Source organism: Cellulomonas pasadenensis, from assembly GCF_047229365.1.
Lineage (GTDB): Bacteria > Actinomycetota > Actinomycetes > Actinomycetales > Cellulomonadaceae > Cellulomonas.
Window position 1 is genome coordinate 1 of the sequence record NZ_JBFTEP010000020.1, and the last position, 15,361, is coordinate 15,361.

At 73.6% G+C, this 15,361-nt stretch carries 12 protein-coding genes and 1 pseudogene; 4 read left to right on the top strand and 9 right to left on the bottom strand.

Annotation, left to right across the window (positions count from 1 at the left end; all coding sequences use genetic code 11):
• The 3 genes and pseudogenes from AB6N23_RS04695 to AB6N23_RS04705 form a co-directional block, all read left to right on the top strand.
• Positions 1-319, top strand: a pseudogene (locus tag AB6N23_RS04695) (monooxygenase); the annotation flags it as partial.
• A 104-nt stretch (positions 320-423) separates the two neighbouring features.
• Positions 424-1,101: an AMIN-like domain-containing (lipo)protein gene (locus tag AB6N23_RS04700; RefSeq protein WP_412864936.1), complete on the top strand. Its 678-nt coding sequence runs from the start codon at positions 424-426 to the stop codon at positions 1,099-1,101.
• Positions 1,102-1,198: 97 nt separating this feature from the next.
• Positions 1,199-1,894 (top strand): AMIN-like domain-containing (lipo)protein, encoded by a 696-nt coding sequence (locus AB6N23_RS04705; protein ID WP_412864937.1) that lies wholly within the window; start codon positions 1,199-1,201, stop codon positions 1,892-1,894.
• A gap of 18 nt (positions 1,895-1,912) precedes the next feature.
• Here AB6N23_RS04705 and AB6N23_RS04710 read toward each other — a convergent pair whose 3' ends face one another.
• From AB6N23_RS04710 to AB6N23_RS04725, 4 genes are all read right to left on the bottom strand, one after another.
• Positions 1,913-3,655 (bottom strand): glycoside hydrolase family 13 protein, encoded by a 1,743-nt coding sequence (locus tag AB6N23_RS04710; RefSeq protein ID WP_412864938.1) that lies wholly within the window; start codon positions 3,653-3,655, stop codon positions 1,913-1,915.
• Positions 3,656-3,728: 73 nt separating this feature from the next.
• Complete coding sequence (locus tag AB6N23_RS04715; protein ID WP_412864939.1) at positions 3,729-4,322, bottom strand: pyridoxamine 5'-phosphate oxidase family protein; 594 nt, start codon at positions 4,320-4,322, stop codon at positions 3,729-3,731.
• Positions 4,323-4,408: 86 nt separating this feature from the next.
• Positions 4,409-6,124, bottom strand: coding sequence for a dihydroxy-acid dehydratase (gene ilvD, locus AB6N23_RS04720; RefSeq protein ID WP_412864940.1), 1,716 nt, complete (start codon positions 6,122-6,124; stop codon positions 4,409-4,411).
• A gap of 9 nt (positions 6,125-6,133) precedes the next feature.
• A complete protein-coding gene (locus AB6N23_RS04725) occupies positions 6,134-6,598 on the bottom strand; it encodes a hypothetical protein (RefSeq protein WP_412864941.1) in 465 nt (154 codons plus the stop codon).
• Positions 6,599-6,755: 157 nt separating this feature from the next.
• Here AB6N23_RS04725 and AB6N23_RS04730 point away from each other — a divergent pair, with 157 nt between their 5' ends.
• Complete coding sequence (locus AB6N23_RS04730) at positions 6,756-7,529, top strand: GatB/YqeY domain-containing protein (RefSeq protein ID WP_412864942.1); 774 nt, start codon at positions 6,756-6,758, stop codon at positions 7,527-7,529.
• 22 nt (positions 7,530-7,551) lie between these two features.
• Here AB6N23_RS04730 and ilvD (AB6N23_RS04735) read toward each other — a convergent pair whose 3' ends face one another.
• The 5 genes from ilvD (AB6N23_RS04735) to AB6N23_RS04755 all read right to left on the bottom strand — a co-directional run bounded on the left by ilvD (AB6N23_RS04735) (position 7,552) and on the right by AB6N23_RS04755 (position 15,265).
• Positions 7,552-9,414 (bottom strand): dihydroxy-acid dehydratase, encoded by a 1,863-nt coding sequence (ilvD, locus tag AB6N23_RS04735; protein WP_412864943.1) that lies wholly within the window; start codon positions 9,412-9,414, stop codon positions 7,552-7,554.
• Between the two features lie 188 nt (positions 9,415-9,602).
• Positions 9,603-11,891 (bottom strand): beta-xylosidase/alpha-l-arabinosidase, encoded by a 2,289-nt coding sequence (locus AB6N23_RS04740; RefSeq protein WP_489671999.1) that lies wholly within the window; start codon positions 11,889-11,891, stop codon positions 9,603-9,605.
• Positions 11,892-12,027: 136 nt separating this feature from the next.
• The gene (locus AB6N23_RS04745) at positions 12,028-12,906 is read right to left on the bottom strand and encodes a carbohydrate ABC transporter permease (protein WP_412864945.1); all 879 of its coding nucleotides are present in this window, start codon (positions 12,904-12,906) and stop codon (positions 12,028-12,030) included.
• Positions 12,906-13,964 carry a carbohydrate ABC transporter permease gene (locus AB6N23_RS04750; RefSeq protein WP_412864946.1) on the bottom strand — a complete coding sequence of 353 codons (1,059 nt, stop codon included), beginning with the start codon at positions 13,962-13,964 and terminating at the stop codon, positions 12,906-12,908. Before AB6N23_RS04750 ends, AB6N23_RS04745 begins: the two co-directional genes overlap by 1 nt.
• The gene (locus AB6N23_RS04755) at positions 13,961-15,265 is read right to left on the bottom strand and encodes an ABC transporter substrate-binding protein (protein WP_412864947.1); all 1,305 of its coding nucleotides are present in this window, start codon (positions 15,263-15,265) and stop codon (positions 13,961-13,963) included. Before AB6N23_RS04755 ends, AB6N23_RS04750 begins: the two co-directional genes overlap by 4 nt.
• Between the last annotated feature and the right edge of the window lie 96 nt (positions 15,266-15,361).

Genomic DNA, 15,361 nt, shown 5'->3' on the forward strand with positions numbered 1-15,361 from the left:
GGGCGCCGGCCCGCTGCGCCAGCGCAGCACCCGCCGCGCCGCCGGGCCGGTGCGGCTCGTCGGCGACGCGTCCGGGTACGTCGACGCGCTGACCGGCGAGGGGCTGCGGGTCGGCTTCGCGCAGGCGCGGGCGGCCGTCGCGACGCTCGACGACCCGGCGGCGTACGAGCGCGCGTGGCGGGCCGCGACGCGCGACTACCGGGTGCTGACGTCCGCGCTCGTCGCCTGGGCGACCTCGCCGCTGCGCCCGGCGCTGCTGCCGGTGGCCCGCCGCTCACCCGCGCTGTTCGGCACGGTCGTGGAGCGCCTCGCGCGCTGACGGGGCCGGACCGGCGACGCGCCCGGGCACGTCCGGCCCCGCGCACCCGGCCGCCGTACGGTGGACGTCGTCGGACGTGAGGACGCGACGTCGGAGGTGGCGAGGTGGGCACGACCGCACGCAGGACCGCACGGCCGTCGGCTCCCAGGAGCGTCACGACCGCGGGCCTCGGGCTCGCGCTGCTGGCCACGGCGGCCTGCGGCGGCGGCGCCGGGACGCCCGCTCCGACGGCAGGCACCGCCGGCCGGACCGCGACCCCGACGGCGGCGGCCGCCCCCACGACGACGAGCACGGCACCGTCGGCACCCGCCACGGCCGCGCCCGAGCCGACCGCGGCGCTCGGCGCGTTCACGGCGCCGGGCACCGAGGTCACCGCGGAGCCGGCGGGCGGCCGGCTGACGGTCGTCGCCGTGCGCACGGGCGAGCACGAGGGCTACGACCGTGTCGTCTACGAGCTGGCCGGGGAGGGGCTGCCCGGGTGGCGCGTCGGCTGGGTCGACCGGGCCGTCGAGGACCCGTCCGGCGCGGTCGTGCCGGTCGACGGCGACGCCGTGCTGCAGGTGTGGCTCACCGGCACGGCGTACCCGCACGACAGCGGGCACGACGAGCTCGCGCAGGACCTGCGGCCGGACCGCGGGGACGTCGAGCACGTGACCCGACCGCTCACGTTCGAGGGGATGACGCAGTCGTTCGTCGGTGTCGACGACGGCCCGCGGCCCGTCCGCGTCCTGCTGCTCGAGGACCCCGTGCGCGTGGTCGTCGACGTGCAGGACGACGACTGACCGGACCGACCACCGACGCGGCTGTCCGGTTCGCCCGACCGGGTGGAACGTGGGAGCGCTCTCGTGGAATCGCTCCCATCTGCGCTACGGTCGTCCCATGACCCGCCGCCCCGCCCTCGCCCGCCCTGCCTGCGACACCGTGGCCGGAGCCGCCCGCGGCAGCCGGCGCGCCCTCGCCGCGGGCGCCGCCGCGACCGCGGTCCTCGCCCTGGCCGCGTGCAGCAGCTCCAGCGCCGCGGCCCCGTACGAGTCCCCCACGCCGCCGGCGTCGCTGTCCGGCTCGTCGCAGCCCGGTGCGGGCGACCCGTCCGCGAGCGCCACCGCGGCGCCCGCCCCCGCACCCGCCCCCGGCGAGGAGCCCGTCGGCGTGCCGCAGTTCCAGGACGCGCTGGAGATCTCGCAGACGACGTCCACCGAGTGGGTGAGCGTCGACGACGTCGTCGTCACGCCGCACGACGGCTTCACCCGCGTCGAGTACGTGCTCAACGGCCCCGGCGCCGCCTCCTACGAGGTGTGGTGGGCCGACCAGGCGCTGGACGAGGAGCGGGGCCGCGTCCTGCCGACCGAGGGCGGCGCCGTGCTCCGCGTCGCCATCGGATCCGTGCCGGTCTCCGGCATCGACGTCACGCGCGACGAGCGGGTCGACTCCGGCTCGGTGATCTCCGTCCTCGCCCCCGTCGCGCTCGACGACGTCGCGGTCGGGTACGTCGACGCCGCGGCCCGCGTGCCGGTCCGCGCGTTCTTCTGGCCGGAGGGCCACCGCCTGGTCGTGGACCTGCTCGACGAGGGGTGACCCCGCGCTGACGCGCTGTCAGGACGCCGGCAGCGTCCGGCGCAGCACCAGCGCCTCCCACGGCCGCAGCGTGACGACGCCCACGGCGAGCGCCGCCGGGTCGGGGTAGTTGCCGAGCACGCGCTCGGCCTCCTCGTCCCACGCGTCGTCCAGCTCGACGGTGCGCTCCTCCCCCGTGAAGTTCCCGAGCACGAGGAGCTGCACGTCGTCGAGCGTGCGCGTGAACGCGTACACGTGCGGGTCGTGCGGCAGCAGCATCCGGAAGTCGCCGAGCGCGACGGCCGGCTCGTCGTGCCGCAGCGCGATCAGCCGGCGGTAGTGGTGGAACACCGACGCGGGGTCGGCGCGCTCGGCCTCGGCGTTCACCGTGCGGTGGTTCGGGTGCACGGCGATCCACGGCTCGCCCGTCGTGAAGCCCGCGTGCGGGGACGCGTCCCACTGCACGGGCGTGCGCGCGTTGTCGCGGCCCATCGCGGCGAGGCCGGCGAGCACCTGGTCCTCGCTCGCGTGGCCGCGGGTGCGGGCGTCCTCGGCGTACCGCAGCGACTCGATGTCGCGGTACTGATCGAGCGACGTGAAGTGGGCGTTCGTCATGCCCAGCTCCTCGCCCTGGTAGACGTACGGCGTGCCGCGGTGCAGGTGCAGCACCGTCGCCAGCATCGTCGCGGACTCCCGCCGGTACTCGCCGTCGTCGCCGAAGCGCGACACCACGCGCGGCTGGTCGTGGTTGTCCCAGTACAGCGAGTTCCAGCCGACGTCCTGCAGGCCCGCCTGCCAGCGGCCCATCGTCGCCTTGAGGTCGCGCAGGTCGAGCGGCACCGGGTCGAACTTGCCCCCGGGCCCGTGGTCGAGGCCGACGTGCTCGAACGTGAAGACCATGTCGAGCTCCGCGCGGCGGGGGTCCGTGAACAGGACCGCGTCGTCGACCGTCGCGCCCGGCGTCTCGCCGACGAGCAGCAGCGACTCCCGCCGGCCCGCGAACACCTCGCGGTGCATCTCCTGGAGGAACTCGTGCAGGCGCGGGCCGTTGTTGGTGCCGGGCCCGGCGTCCCCGAGCACGCCGTGCGTGACGGGCCCGTCGTGCAGCGCGCCGTCGGGGCCGACGACCTTCGAGATGAGGTTGATGACGTCCATGCGGAAGCCGTCCACCCCGCGGTCGAGCCACCAGCGCATCATGTCGTAGACGGCGTGCCGGACCTGCGGGTTCTCCCAGTTCAGGTCGGGCTGCTTGCGGCTGAACAGGTGCAGGTAGTACTCGCCGGTCGCCTCGTCGAGCTCCCACGCGGGCCCCGAGAAGAACGACTCCCAGTTCGTCGGCTCGGCGCCCGGGTCGCCGGCGGCCATGCCGGGGCGCGGCGGCCGCCACCAGTACCAGTCGCGCTTCGGGCTGTCGACGGACGAGCGGGACTCGACGAACCACGGGTGCTCGTCGCTCGTGTGGTTGACGACGAGGTCCATGACGACCTTGATCCCCCGCGCGTGCAGCGCCGCGACCACCTCGTCGAGGTCCTCGAGCGTGCCGAACAGCGGGTCGACGTCGCGGTAGTCGCTGATGTCGTAGCCGTTGTCGTCCTGCGGGCTGCGGTACAGCGGCGAGAACCAGACGACGTCGACGCCCAGCTCGGCGAGGTGGTCGACGCGCCGCAGCACGCCGCGCAGGTCGCCGACGCCGTCGCCGTCGGAGTCCTGGAACGAGCGGGGGTAGATCTGGTAGACGACCGCGGTGGTCCACCACGGTGCGTCCTCGCGCGTGAAGGTCACGACGGGCTCCTCGGGGGCGGGGTACCGGTCCCCCGACCCTCGCACCGCGCGCGCGTCCGCGCACCCGCGCCCGTCAGGTCGGGACGACCGGCCCGTCCCCCGCGCCGTCCGGGAGCGGGTCCATGTCGAACGCCGGCAGCCCGTCGATGCTCGTACGGTTCTTGCGGCGCCGGTACTCCGCCTGCCCGTCGGGGCCCTTGCGGTCCATGAGCTGCGGCAGCAGGTCGCGCTCGCCCGCGTAGGTCATGAGCGGCACGCCGTAGCCGCACGAGTCCGAGACGCGCTCGACGTCGACGACGATCACGGCACGCACGCCCCGGGTCTCGGGGAACAGGGCCGCGAGCGCGTCGAACCCCTCGTCGTAGATGGTCACGAACCGGCCGTGCCCGTGCAGGCGGACGATGTTCGGCGGTCCCTCGAACGCGCAGAACATGAGCGTGACGCGCCCGTTCTGGCGCAGGTGCGCGATGGTCTCCGAGCCGCTCGCCGTCAGGTCCGCCCACGCGACCGTGCGCTCGTCGAGCACGACGAACGTGCCGCCGACGCCGCGGGGCGAGACGTTGACGTGCCCACCGGGCCCGTCCGGTGCCGTCGCGACGAAGAAGACGTGCTGCGCCTCGCAGAAGGCGCGCAGCCGCGGCGTGATGCTCTCGTGGACCTTGCCCATGCGCCCTCCTCGCGTGAGACGGACGCTACCGCGCCCGCCCGTGCCGCCGGCGCGCTGTCCGCGCCGGGCTCGGGCGAGGCCGGCACTCACCCCAGGACCGCGCCCTTCGACGCCGACTGCACGAGCTTCTGGTACTTGCCGAGCACCCCGCGCGTGTAGCGCGGCGGGAGCGGCCGCCAGCCCTCGCGCCGGGCCGCGAGCTCCGACTCCTCGACGAGCAGGTCGAGCGTCGCGTGCGCGACGTCGAGGCGGATGCGGTCGCCGTCGCGCACGAACGCGATGGGCCCGGCGTCGACCGCCTCCGGAGCGATGTGCCCCACGCACAGGCCCGTCGTCCCGCCGGAGAACCGGCCGTCGGTGATGAGCAGGACGTCCTTGCCCAGCCCGGCGCCCTTGATCGCGCCCGTGATGGCGAGCATCTCGCGCATGCCGGGACCGCCCTTGGGGCCCTCGTACCGGATGACGACGACGTCGCCCGCCTGGATCGTGCCGTCCTCGAGCGCGTCGAGCGCCGCGCGCTCACGCTCGAACACGCGGGCCGTGCCCTCGAAGACGTCGGAGTCGAAACCGGCCGACTTCACCACGGCACCCTCGGGTGCGAGCGACCCGCCGAGGATCGTGATGCCGCCCGTGCGGTGGATCGGGTCGTCGAGCGCGCGCAGGATCTTGCCGTCGGGGTCGGGCGGCGCGATGTCGGCGAGGTTCTCCGCGACCGTGCGGCCGGTGACGGTGAGGCAGTCGCCGTGCAGCAGACCCGCGTCGAGCAGGGCCTTCATGACGACCGGGACGCCGCCGATCCGGTCGACGTCGTTCATGACGTACCGCCCGAACGGCTTGAGGTCGCCGAGGTGCGGCACGCGCTCGGCCACGCGGGAGAAGTCCTCGAGCGTGAGGTCCACCTCGGCCTCGTGCGCGATCGCCAGCAGGTGCAGCACCGCGTTGGTCGACCCGCCGAACGCCATGACGACGGCGATCGCGTTCTCGAACGCCTCCTTCGTCATGATCTGCCGGGCGGTGATGCCGCGGCGCAGCAGCTCCACGACGGCCTCCCCCGACCGGCGCGCGAACTGGTCGCGGCGGCGGTCCGCGCTCGGCGGGGCGGCGGAGCCCGGCAGCGACATGCCCATCGCCTCGGCCACCGACGCCATCGTGTTCGCGGTGTACATGCCGCCGCACGCGCCCTCGCCCGGGCAGATCGCCCGCTCGATGCGGTCGACGTCCTCGCGGCTCATGAGCCCGCGCGCGCACGCGCCGACGGCCTCGAACGCGTCGATGATCGTCACGTCCTTCTCGGTGCCGTCCGAGAGCTTCACCCAGCCCGGCATGATCGAGCCGGCGTAGAGGAAGACGCTCGACAGGTCGAGGCGCGCGGCCGCCATGAGCATGCCCGGCAGCGACTTGTCGCACCCGGCGAGCAGGACCGAGCCGTCGAGCCGCTCCGCCATCATCACGGTCTCCACCGAGTCGGCGATGACGTCGCGGCTCACGAGCGAGTAGTGCATGCCCTCGTGGCCCATCGAGATGCCGTCCGACACCGAGATGGTGCCGAACTCGAGCGGGTAGCCGCCGCCCGCGTGCACGCCGTCCTTCACGGCCTTCGCCAGCCGGTCGAGCGAGAGGTTGCACGGGGTGATCTCGTTCCAGGAGCTCGCGACGCCCACCTGCGGCTTCGCGAAGTCCTCGTCCCCCATGCCGACGGCGCGGAGCATGCCGCGCGCGGCCGTCGCCTCCAGCCCGTCGGTGACCTGCCGGGAGCGGGGCTTGATGTCGACGCCGGGGGTGGTCTGCTGCACGTCCGTCATGTGCCGAGACTAGGCAGGCGTGGCCTCCCCGGCACCCGGTTCGTGCGCGGCGCGCTCACCGACGTCCGCCCACCGCTGCAGGCGTGGCACCAGCGTCGCCGGCCGCGCGTCCAGCACCGGCAGCCGGACCTCGCGGCCGCCCACGTCGAGCAGCACGACCTCGGACCAGGACGGGCGCCCCGGGACGTCGCCCCGCACGCCGCGGACGTCCTGCCGGGCGATCGTCAGCGGGTGCCGGCGCCGCTCGAGGAGGAGGTGGTCCGGGGTGAGCACGAGGGTGGCGCGACGGGACGCGACGAGCGCGGCCGTGGCCGCCGCGAGCGCGACCGCGACGCTCACCACCATCACGACCGCGGCGTCGCGCTCGCCACCGAACAGGCGGACCGTCCAGTAGACGAGGTTCACGAGCTGCACGGCGGCGAGCACGCCCAGCCACCGCGGGGGTGGCGGCGTCCTGGCGACGACCTCGCGCATCGCGCCCTCCGTCCGGGCGGCGTCCGCACCGCCCGGGGGCCAGTGTGGCGCGCCGGCCCCCGGTCCGCCGCCGGTCGGTCGACGCCGGCGGACCGCCGCCGGGGATTCCCCCGGACGGCGGCACCCGGACCGGCGCCGCGTCCCTACCCTGGGGGCCGTGCTGAGCGTCGAGGGCGGTGTGACGGCCGACTACTCCCAGGTGGAGCTGCACGTCGGCGAGGGCGGTGCGGTCGGCGTCGAGGACGCGGTGGGCCTCGTCCTCGTGCTGGACCGGCAGTCCCTGGGCACCGACGTGGCCGCGTACGCCATCCTCACCGTCGCGCGTCAGCACGGTGACGTACCCGTCCGCGTGGAGGTCCACGACGGCCCGCCGCCCGCGGACCCCCGGTGGGACGCGGTGACGGAGCTCTCGGTCCGCAGCGGGGACGCCGTGACCGTCACCGGCTGGGCGGGCGACGGCTCCCTCACCGTGCCGGTACCCGCCGGCGCCGACCTCCGCGTGCGGTACGCGGTGGTCGACGGGCAGGCGGGCAGCGACCAGTTCGCCGACGGGCGGTGGGACGAGCCACCGGCGGAGACGTACGTGCTCCAGCTGTGGCCGGCGCCGCCCGCGCCCGCCCGGCTGGTCTCCGCGTCCACCCCGTGGGCCCAGTACTGGGCGTTCGGGCCCGACGCCGCCGCGGCCGTGCAGCGGCTGGCCGACGTCCCGGACCCCGAGCGGCTCGTCGCGCTCGTCGACGAGGCACTCGCGGCGCACCCCGACACGGCGGCACGCGTCCGCGCCGGGGACGAGTCCTACCGCGTGGGCGTGATCCGGTACGCGCAGGAGCTCTTCCGCGTGACGCACGCGAGCGGCGTCTACGCCGACCTGCAGCGTGACCACCAGGCGCTCGCCCGGCTCATCGACGCCCGGGCGGCGCTCGCCGCGTGAGCCGCCCGGCGCGGACTGCTCGTCAGGCGCGGCGGATGCGGCTCACGTCGCGGACGGCGCCGCGGTCGGCGGACGTCGCCATCGCGGCGTAGGCCTGCAGCGCCGGCGACACGTAGCGGTCGCGGTCGACCGGCTGCCACGGGTTCTCCCGCGCCTCCATCTTGGCGCGGCGCTCCGCGAGCACCGCGTCGGGGACGTTGACGCGGATGAGGCGCGTCTCGACGTCGATCTCGATCTCGTCGCCGTCCTCGATGAGGCCGATCGTGCCGCCGGCAGCAGCCTCGGGGCTGACGTGGCCGACGGAGATGCCGCTCGAGCCGCCGGAGAACCGGCCGTCGGTGATGAGCGCGCACACCTTGCCCAGGCCGCGGCCCTTGATGAACGACGTCGGGTAGAGCATCTCCTGCATGCCCGGGCCGCCCGAGGGGCCCTCGTACCGCACGACGACCACGTGCCCCGGCTTCACCTCCTTGCGGAGGATCTTGTCGACGGCCTCGTCCTGCGACTCGCAGACGAGCGCGGTGCCCACGAAGTGGAAGACGTCGGGGTCGATGCCGGCCGTCTTGATGATCGCGCCGTCCTCGGCCAGGTTGCCGCGGAGCACCGCGAGGCCGCCCTCGACGGTGTAGGCGTGCGCGACGTCGCGGATGCAGCCGCTCGCCGCGTCGGTGTCCAGGGACTCCCAGACGTTCGACGTCGAGAACGCCTGCGTGGTGCGCACGCCGCCGGGGGCGGCGTGGAACAGCTGCTGCGCACGCTCCGTCGCCTTGCCGCCGCGGACGTCCCAGTCGTCCAGCCACGCGCGCAGCGTCGGCGTGTGCACCGACGTGACGTCGTGGTCCAGCAGGCCGCCGCGGTCGAGCTCGCCCAGCAGCGCGGGGATGCCGCCGGCGCGGTGCACGTCCTCCATGTGGAAGTCCGGGTGGTTCGGCGCGACCTTCGACAGGCACGGCACGCGCCGGCTGATCGCGTCGATGTCGGCGAGCGTGAAGTCGACCTCGGCCTCCTGCGCCGCGGCGAGCACGTGCAGGACCGTGTTGGTCGAGCCGCCCATCGCCACGTCGAGGGCCATCGCGTTCGCGAACGCGGCCCGCGTCGCGATGCCGCGCGGGGCCGCGGTGTCGTCCTCGTCCTCGTAGTAGCGGCGGGCGAGGTCCACGACCGTGCGCCCGGCCTCGAGGAAGAGCTCGCGGCGCGCGCTGTGCGTGGCGAGCGTCGAGCCGTTGCCGGGCAGCGACAGGCCGAGCGCCTCGGTGAGGCAGTTCATCGAGTTGGCGGTGAACATGCCGGAGCACGAGCCGCACGTGGGGCAGGCGTTCTCCTCGACCTGGGCGAGCGCGGCGTCGTCCACCGCGTCGTCGGCCGAGTAGTTGATCGCGTTGATGAGGTTGAGCGGCGTCCGGGCGACGCCGTTCGCGACCACCGCCTTGCCGGCCTCCATCGGCCCGCCCGACACGAAGACGACCGGGATGTTCAGCCGCAGCGCCGCGTTGAGCATGCCGGGCGTGATCTTGTCGCAGTTGGAGATGCACACGAGGGCGTCCGCGCAGTGCGCGTTGACCATGTACTCGACCGAGTCCGCGATGAGGTCGCGGCTGGGCAGCGAGTAGAGCATCCCGCCGTGGCCCATCGCGATGCCGTCGTCCACGGCGATGGTGTTGAACTCCTTGGCGACGCCGCCGGCCTCGCGCACGGCCGACGCGACGAGGTCGCCCATGTCCTTGAGGTGCACGTGCCCCGGGACGAACTGCGTGTACGAGTTGGCGATCGCGACGATCGGCTTGCCGAAGTCCTCGCTGGTCATGCCCGTCGCACGCCACAGCGCGCGCGCACCGGCCATGTTGCGGCCGTGGGTCGAGGTACGAGAGCGCAGCGGACGGCTCATCGCGGGACTTCTCCTTCACGCGGACGGGGCCCCGGCTGACGCCAGGGGCCCCGACACACTACGTCTCCGTGGTCGCAGGTCGGACGCCCGTCCGGCCCGTGGTCCGCCCACCCGCCCGGACGGGCGGGCGGGTGGGCGGACGTCGCGCGCGGCCGGGTGGACGTACGTCCGCGCGCGGCCGGCGGCCGTCAGACGACGGCGGCCGACGTCCAGCGCGGGTCGGCCGTCGTGACGACGTGCACGTCGCCCGTGAGCGTCGTGCGCGCCGTCGTCTCCTTGTCGGAGCACGACGGGCCGACCCACAGCTCGAGCTCGCCCGGCTCCACGACGCGCCGGCCCGAGCGGTCCGTGAACGCCACGCGCGCCGTCGGCACGACGAGCTCGACCTCGGCGGACTCCCCCGCGGCGAGCTCGACGCGCCGGTACCCGACGAGCTGCGCGACCGGGCGCGTCACGCTCGCGAGGACGTCGTGCGCGTACAGCTGGACGACGTCGGCACCGCCGCGCTCGCCCGTGTTCGTCACGCGCACGCGCGCGGTGACGGCACCGTCCGTGCGGGCCTCGGCGTCCACGACCAGGTCGCTGTGCGCGAACGTCGTGTACGACAGGCCGAAACCGAACGGACGCACGGGCACCGTGCTGAGGTTCGTGACGTCGCCGTCGCCGCCGAGCGCCGGGTGCAGGTAGCTGAACGGCTGCGCGCCCGACGACCGCGGCAGGCTGACGGGCAGCCGGCCCGAGGGGTTGACGCGACCCGACAGCACGCCGGCGATCGCGCGCCCGCCCTCCTCCCCGGGGAAGAACGCCTGCACGACGGCCGCGCAGCGCTCGAGCGCCCAGTCCAGGACGTAGGGACGCCCCGTGAGGAGCACCAGGACGACCGGCGTCCCCGTGGCGAGCACGGCCTCGACGAGCGCGCGCTGCACGCCCGGCAGGTCGAGGTCGTCGCGGTCGCAGCCCTCGCCGACGGTGCCGCGGCCGAACAGGCCCGCGTGGTCGCCCATGACGAGCACGGCGACGTCGGCCGACGACGCGGTGGCGACCGCCTCGTCGAAGCCGGACGTGTCGTCGTCGTCCACGGCGCAGCCGCGCGCCGCCACGACCTCGGCACCCGTGAGCTCCTCGACGAGCGCCTCGCGCACCGTCGGGATCTCGAGCGCCACCTCGGCGTCGGGGTGCTGCGCGAGCACGTGGTTGAGGAACGAGTAGCAGCCGAACAGCGCGTGCGGGCGGTCGGCGTTGGGGCCGATCACGGCGACGCGGCGCGGCTGCGCGAGCGGCAGCGTGCCGTCGTTGCCGAGCAGCACGAGCGACTCCTCCGCGAGGCGCGCGGCGACGCGGCGGTGCTCCGGGCTGTCGAGGTCGACGCCGCTGGGCGGCTCGTCCTCGAACGTCGCCGTGAGCAGGCCGACCTCGTCCTTCTGCCGCAGCACGCGCAGCACGGCGCGGTCCACGAGCGCCTCGTCGACCGCGCCCGAGCGGACGGCCGCGGCCAGCGGGTCGAGGTACGCGTCGCCCGTGGGCAGCTCGATGTCGACGCCGGCGTTGAGCGCCAGGCCCGCCGCCTCGCCGAGGTCGCCCGCCACGTGGTGCAGCAGGTGCAGGAACGCCACGCCGAAGTAGTCGGCGACGACGGTGCCGTCGAACCCCCACTCCCCGCGCAGCTTGTCCGTCAGCAGGCGCGGGTCGGACGCGACGGGTACGCCGTCGATCTCCGCGTACGAGTGCATGACCGACCGCACGCCCCCGTCGAGCACCGCCATCTCGAACGGCGGGAGCAGCACATCGGCCACCTCGCGCGGGCCGGCGTGCACGGGCGCGAAGTTCCGCCCCGACTGCGACGCCGAGTAGCCGACGAAGTGCTTGAGCGTGGCGAGCACACCCGTCGACTGCAGGCCGCGCACGTACGAGGTGCCGAGCGTGCCGACCAGGTACGGGTCCTCGCCGATGCACTCGTCGACGCGGCCCCAGCGCGGGTCGCGGACGACGTCGAGCACCGGGGACAGGCCCTGGTGGATGCCGAGGTCACGCATCGAGCCACCGATGAGGGCGGCCATCTCCTCGACCAGCTCCGGGTCGAACGACGCGCCCCACGCGAGCGGCGTCGGGAAGGTCGCGGCCTTCCACGCGGACAGGCCGGTCAGGCACTCCTCGTGCACGATCGCCGGGATGCCGAGGCGCGTGCCGGTGACGAGCCGGCGCTGCTGCGCCCACAGGCGGCGCGCCTGCGCGTCGGCCTCGACCGGTCGCGTGCCGTACACGCGGGTGAGGTGACCGAGGCCGTGCTTCGTCACGTCGTCGTAGCCACGAGCGGCCTCGAACTCGCCCTGCAGCGGGGCGACGGCCTCGCCGTCCTCCTTCTCCCAGAAGCCGACGATCTGGGCCAGCTTCTCCTCGAGGGTCATCCGGGCGAGCAGCCCCTCGGGCGTGCGGTCCTCTGTGGCCCGGCTCGTGGCCGGCACCGCGGACACCTGCAGATCCGTCACGGATCCCACTCCTTCGATGGTGCGACGGGACGGGCGGGCGCACGCGTGTCTCGCGTGCGCCCGCCTGCCCATGGGTCGTGCGGCGCCGCAGCAGCGGCGCGTCGCGCGGCGGCGCGTGGGGCGGGCGTCAGCCCTTGACGGCGCCCTGGAGGCCGCTGACGATCCGCTTCTGCATCGTCAGGAAGAAGACGAGCGCGGGGATGACGGCCAGCGACGTGAACGCCAGCACGCCGGCGGTGTCCGACGCGTACTGCGTCGAGAAGTCCGCGACGCCGAGCGGCAGCGTCTTCATCGCCGAGTCGTTGAGGATCAGCAGCGGCAGGAGGTACGCGTTCCACGAACCGACGAACGCGAGCACGCCGACCGTCACCATGCCCGGCCCCGACAGCGGGACGAGGATCCGCCAGAAGAACCCGATGCGGGACGCACCGTCGATGGACGCCGCCTCCTCGAGCTCCTTGGGCAGCGCCTGGAGGAACGGACGCAGGATGACGACCGTCACCGGCAGCGCGAACGCCGCCTGCGGCAGCGCGACGCCCCAGAAGGTGTTGACCAGGCCGAGGTCCCGGATCTGCAGGAACAGCGGGATGATCGCGACCGTGGCCGGGAACAGCAGGCCGAGCACGAAGACCATGTAGAGGCCGTCGCGTCCCTTGAACCGGTACCGCGCGAGCGGGTAGGCGGCCATGACGCCCAGCACGACGACGACCGCGGTCGTGATGAGCGCGATGATCGTCGAGTTGAGCGCGTACCGCCAGAAGTTGCTCCCGGTCAGCACGGTGACGTAGTTCTGCCAGACCCACGGGCTCGGCAGGCCGACGGGGTTCTCGGCGAGCTGCCCGTTGGAGCGGAAGCCGCTGATCACCGCGTAGACGACGGGCGCCAGCACTGCGACCGCGACCACCACGGCGGCGACGTAGACGAGGGGACCGACGCGACGTCGGTCGGCGCGCACGCGAGCCACGCGCGGACGCGAGCCCCGGGGCGGGGCGGCGACGGCGGTCATCAGGACACCTTCCTGCGGCGGCGGACCACGGACGCGCCGTCCGAGTCGTTCCGCTGGACGAACGTCTGGTACAGGATCGCGAGGATGAAGGAGATGGCGAACAGCAGCACCGCGACGGCCGACGCGTAGCCGTACTGGCTGCGCTCGGTGCCCTGGTTGATGAGGTAGGTCGCCATCGTGACGGTCGCGTTCGCGGGGCCGCCCTTCGTGAGGATCCACACCATGTCGAACAGCTGCAGCGAGCCGATCATCGACAGGAAGATCCAGGTGCGGATGGTGGGGCCGAGCAGCGGGATCGTGATCTTGCGCTGCACCTGCCACCACGAGGCGCCGTCGATCGACGCCGCCTCGTGGAGCTCCTCGGGCACGCCCTGCAGGCCGGCGAGGAGCAGGACGATCGCGAGGCCGACGTACTTCCACGTCAGCACGCCGATGACCGTCCAGAGCGCGAACCCGGGGTCACCCAGCCAGACCTGCTTGACGAACCCGAGCCCGATCGCGTCGAGCACCGCGTCGAGCGGGCCGTTGGGCTGCAGCAGCAGCGCCCAGATGACACCCGCCACGACCTCGGCGAGCACGTAGGGCACGAACACGATGACGCGCATCGCGGTGCGCCCCGGGAAGCTGCGGTTGAGCAGCAGGGCGATCGCGAGACCGATCGGGAGCTGGATCACGATGGACAGCACCACGATCAGCAGGTTGTTGGTGACCGCCCGCTGGAAGATCGTGTCCGCGAGGGCGTTCGCGTAGTTCTGGAACCCGACGAAGTCGTCCATCGGTCCGAGGCCGTTCCACTTGAACATGGAGTACCGGCCGGCCTGCACGATCGGCACGACGACGAACACCGCGAACAGCACGAGAGCCGGGGTGACGAAGAAGGCGATCTCGAGCCGCTGGCGCCACTGGCGCGAGCGGAACCGGGCGTCCGGGTCGCGCGGACCGGCCGCCGCCGGCCAGGCCGATGCCTGGCCGGCGGCGCCGGTGCGTGCTCCCGCGGCTGCGCCCCTGGGTCCCCTCCCCTGCGTACGGGGGGTCAGGTCGCTGGCCACGTCGCTCACTCGTTCGCGGCTGCGGACGTCATCGCGTCGACGACGTCCTGCGCGGAGCCCTGCTCCGCGAAGACGGTCGCGATCGCGTCGTTCATGGCGCCACCGATGTTCTCGCCGAGCTCCGTGTCCAGGTAGAGCTGGATGTACGGGGCCTCGTTGCGGACGGCCAGCAGGCCGGCGAGCGCCGGGTCCTGGACGAACGCGCTGGCCGAACGGTTGGTCGGCAGACCCATGTCGTACTCGGCGAAGCCCTTCTGGACCTCGTCGGACAGCAGGTACTCGATGAAGTCGACGCAGACGTCGGGAGCGTCCTGCGAGCAGGCCCACGCGTCACCGCCGCCGAGCTGCGCGGCCTGGTCACCCTCGCCGCCCTCGACGGCCGGGAAGGGGAACCAGCCGGTGTTCTCGCCGAGGCCGGTGCCGTCCTCGGTGAGGCCCTTCATGACGCCCGGCTCCCAGTGGCCCGCGAGCTCCATGGCGACCTTGCCCGTGGCGAGCAGACCCGACGCGGAGGCCGGACCCGTCTGCGCCACCGTGGCGAGGTAGCCGGTGTTGAACGGCTTCGTGGCGACGAGCGCCTCGAGGTCCTGACCGGCACGCAGGAAGCAGTCGTCCGAGAAGTCGAGGGAGGCGATGGCCTCGCCCATGACGTCCTTGGAGCACTCGCGCAGCGCCAGGTAGTACCAGTAGTGCGCGGCCGGCCACTTGTCGCCGGCGCCGACCGAGATCGGCTCGATGCCCGCGGCCTTGAGCTTGTCGTTGGCCGCGTTGAGCTCCTCCATCGTCGCGGGCGGCTCGGTGATGCCCGCCTGCTGGAAGAGCGACTTGTTGTACCAGAAGCCGACGACGCCGATCGAGAACGGCAGCGCGTAGACCTTGTCCTCGTTCGTCCAGCCGTCGACGACGCCGCCGATGTTGGCGATCGTCTCCGACGCCGACTCGGTGATGTCCTTGACGAGGCCGGCCTCGACGTGGGCCGCGAGCTCGCCGCCGCCACGCTCCATGAAGACGTCGGGGGTGTCGCCCGTCTGGAACGCCGCGTCGAGCTTCGTGAGCATGTCCTCGTGCTGGAGGGCGCTCACCTCGATCGTCACGCCGGGGTTGTCCTGCTCGAACTGGTCGGCGACCTGGTCGTAGTAGTCCTTGCCTTCGCCGGTGTTCGAGTTGTGCCACCACTGCAGCGTGACGTTCTCGCCGTCGCCACCAGCGGTCTCCTCGCTGCCGCCGGTGCCGCCCGAGCTGCAGGCGGTGGCGAGCATCGCGAGTCCAGCGCCCAGCGCCACGGCGCGGAGGGCGGTAGTCCTCTTCATCTTCGATCTCCTCGTCGTCCTTGAGAGGGAGGGACGGGCGTTAGGTAATCAGCCGTCCAGAAGTCGTGTCAATCGATGTCGATAACGTTATCGACA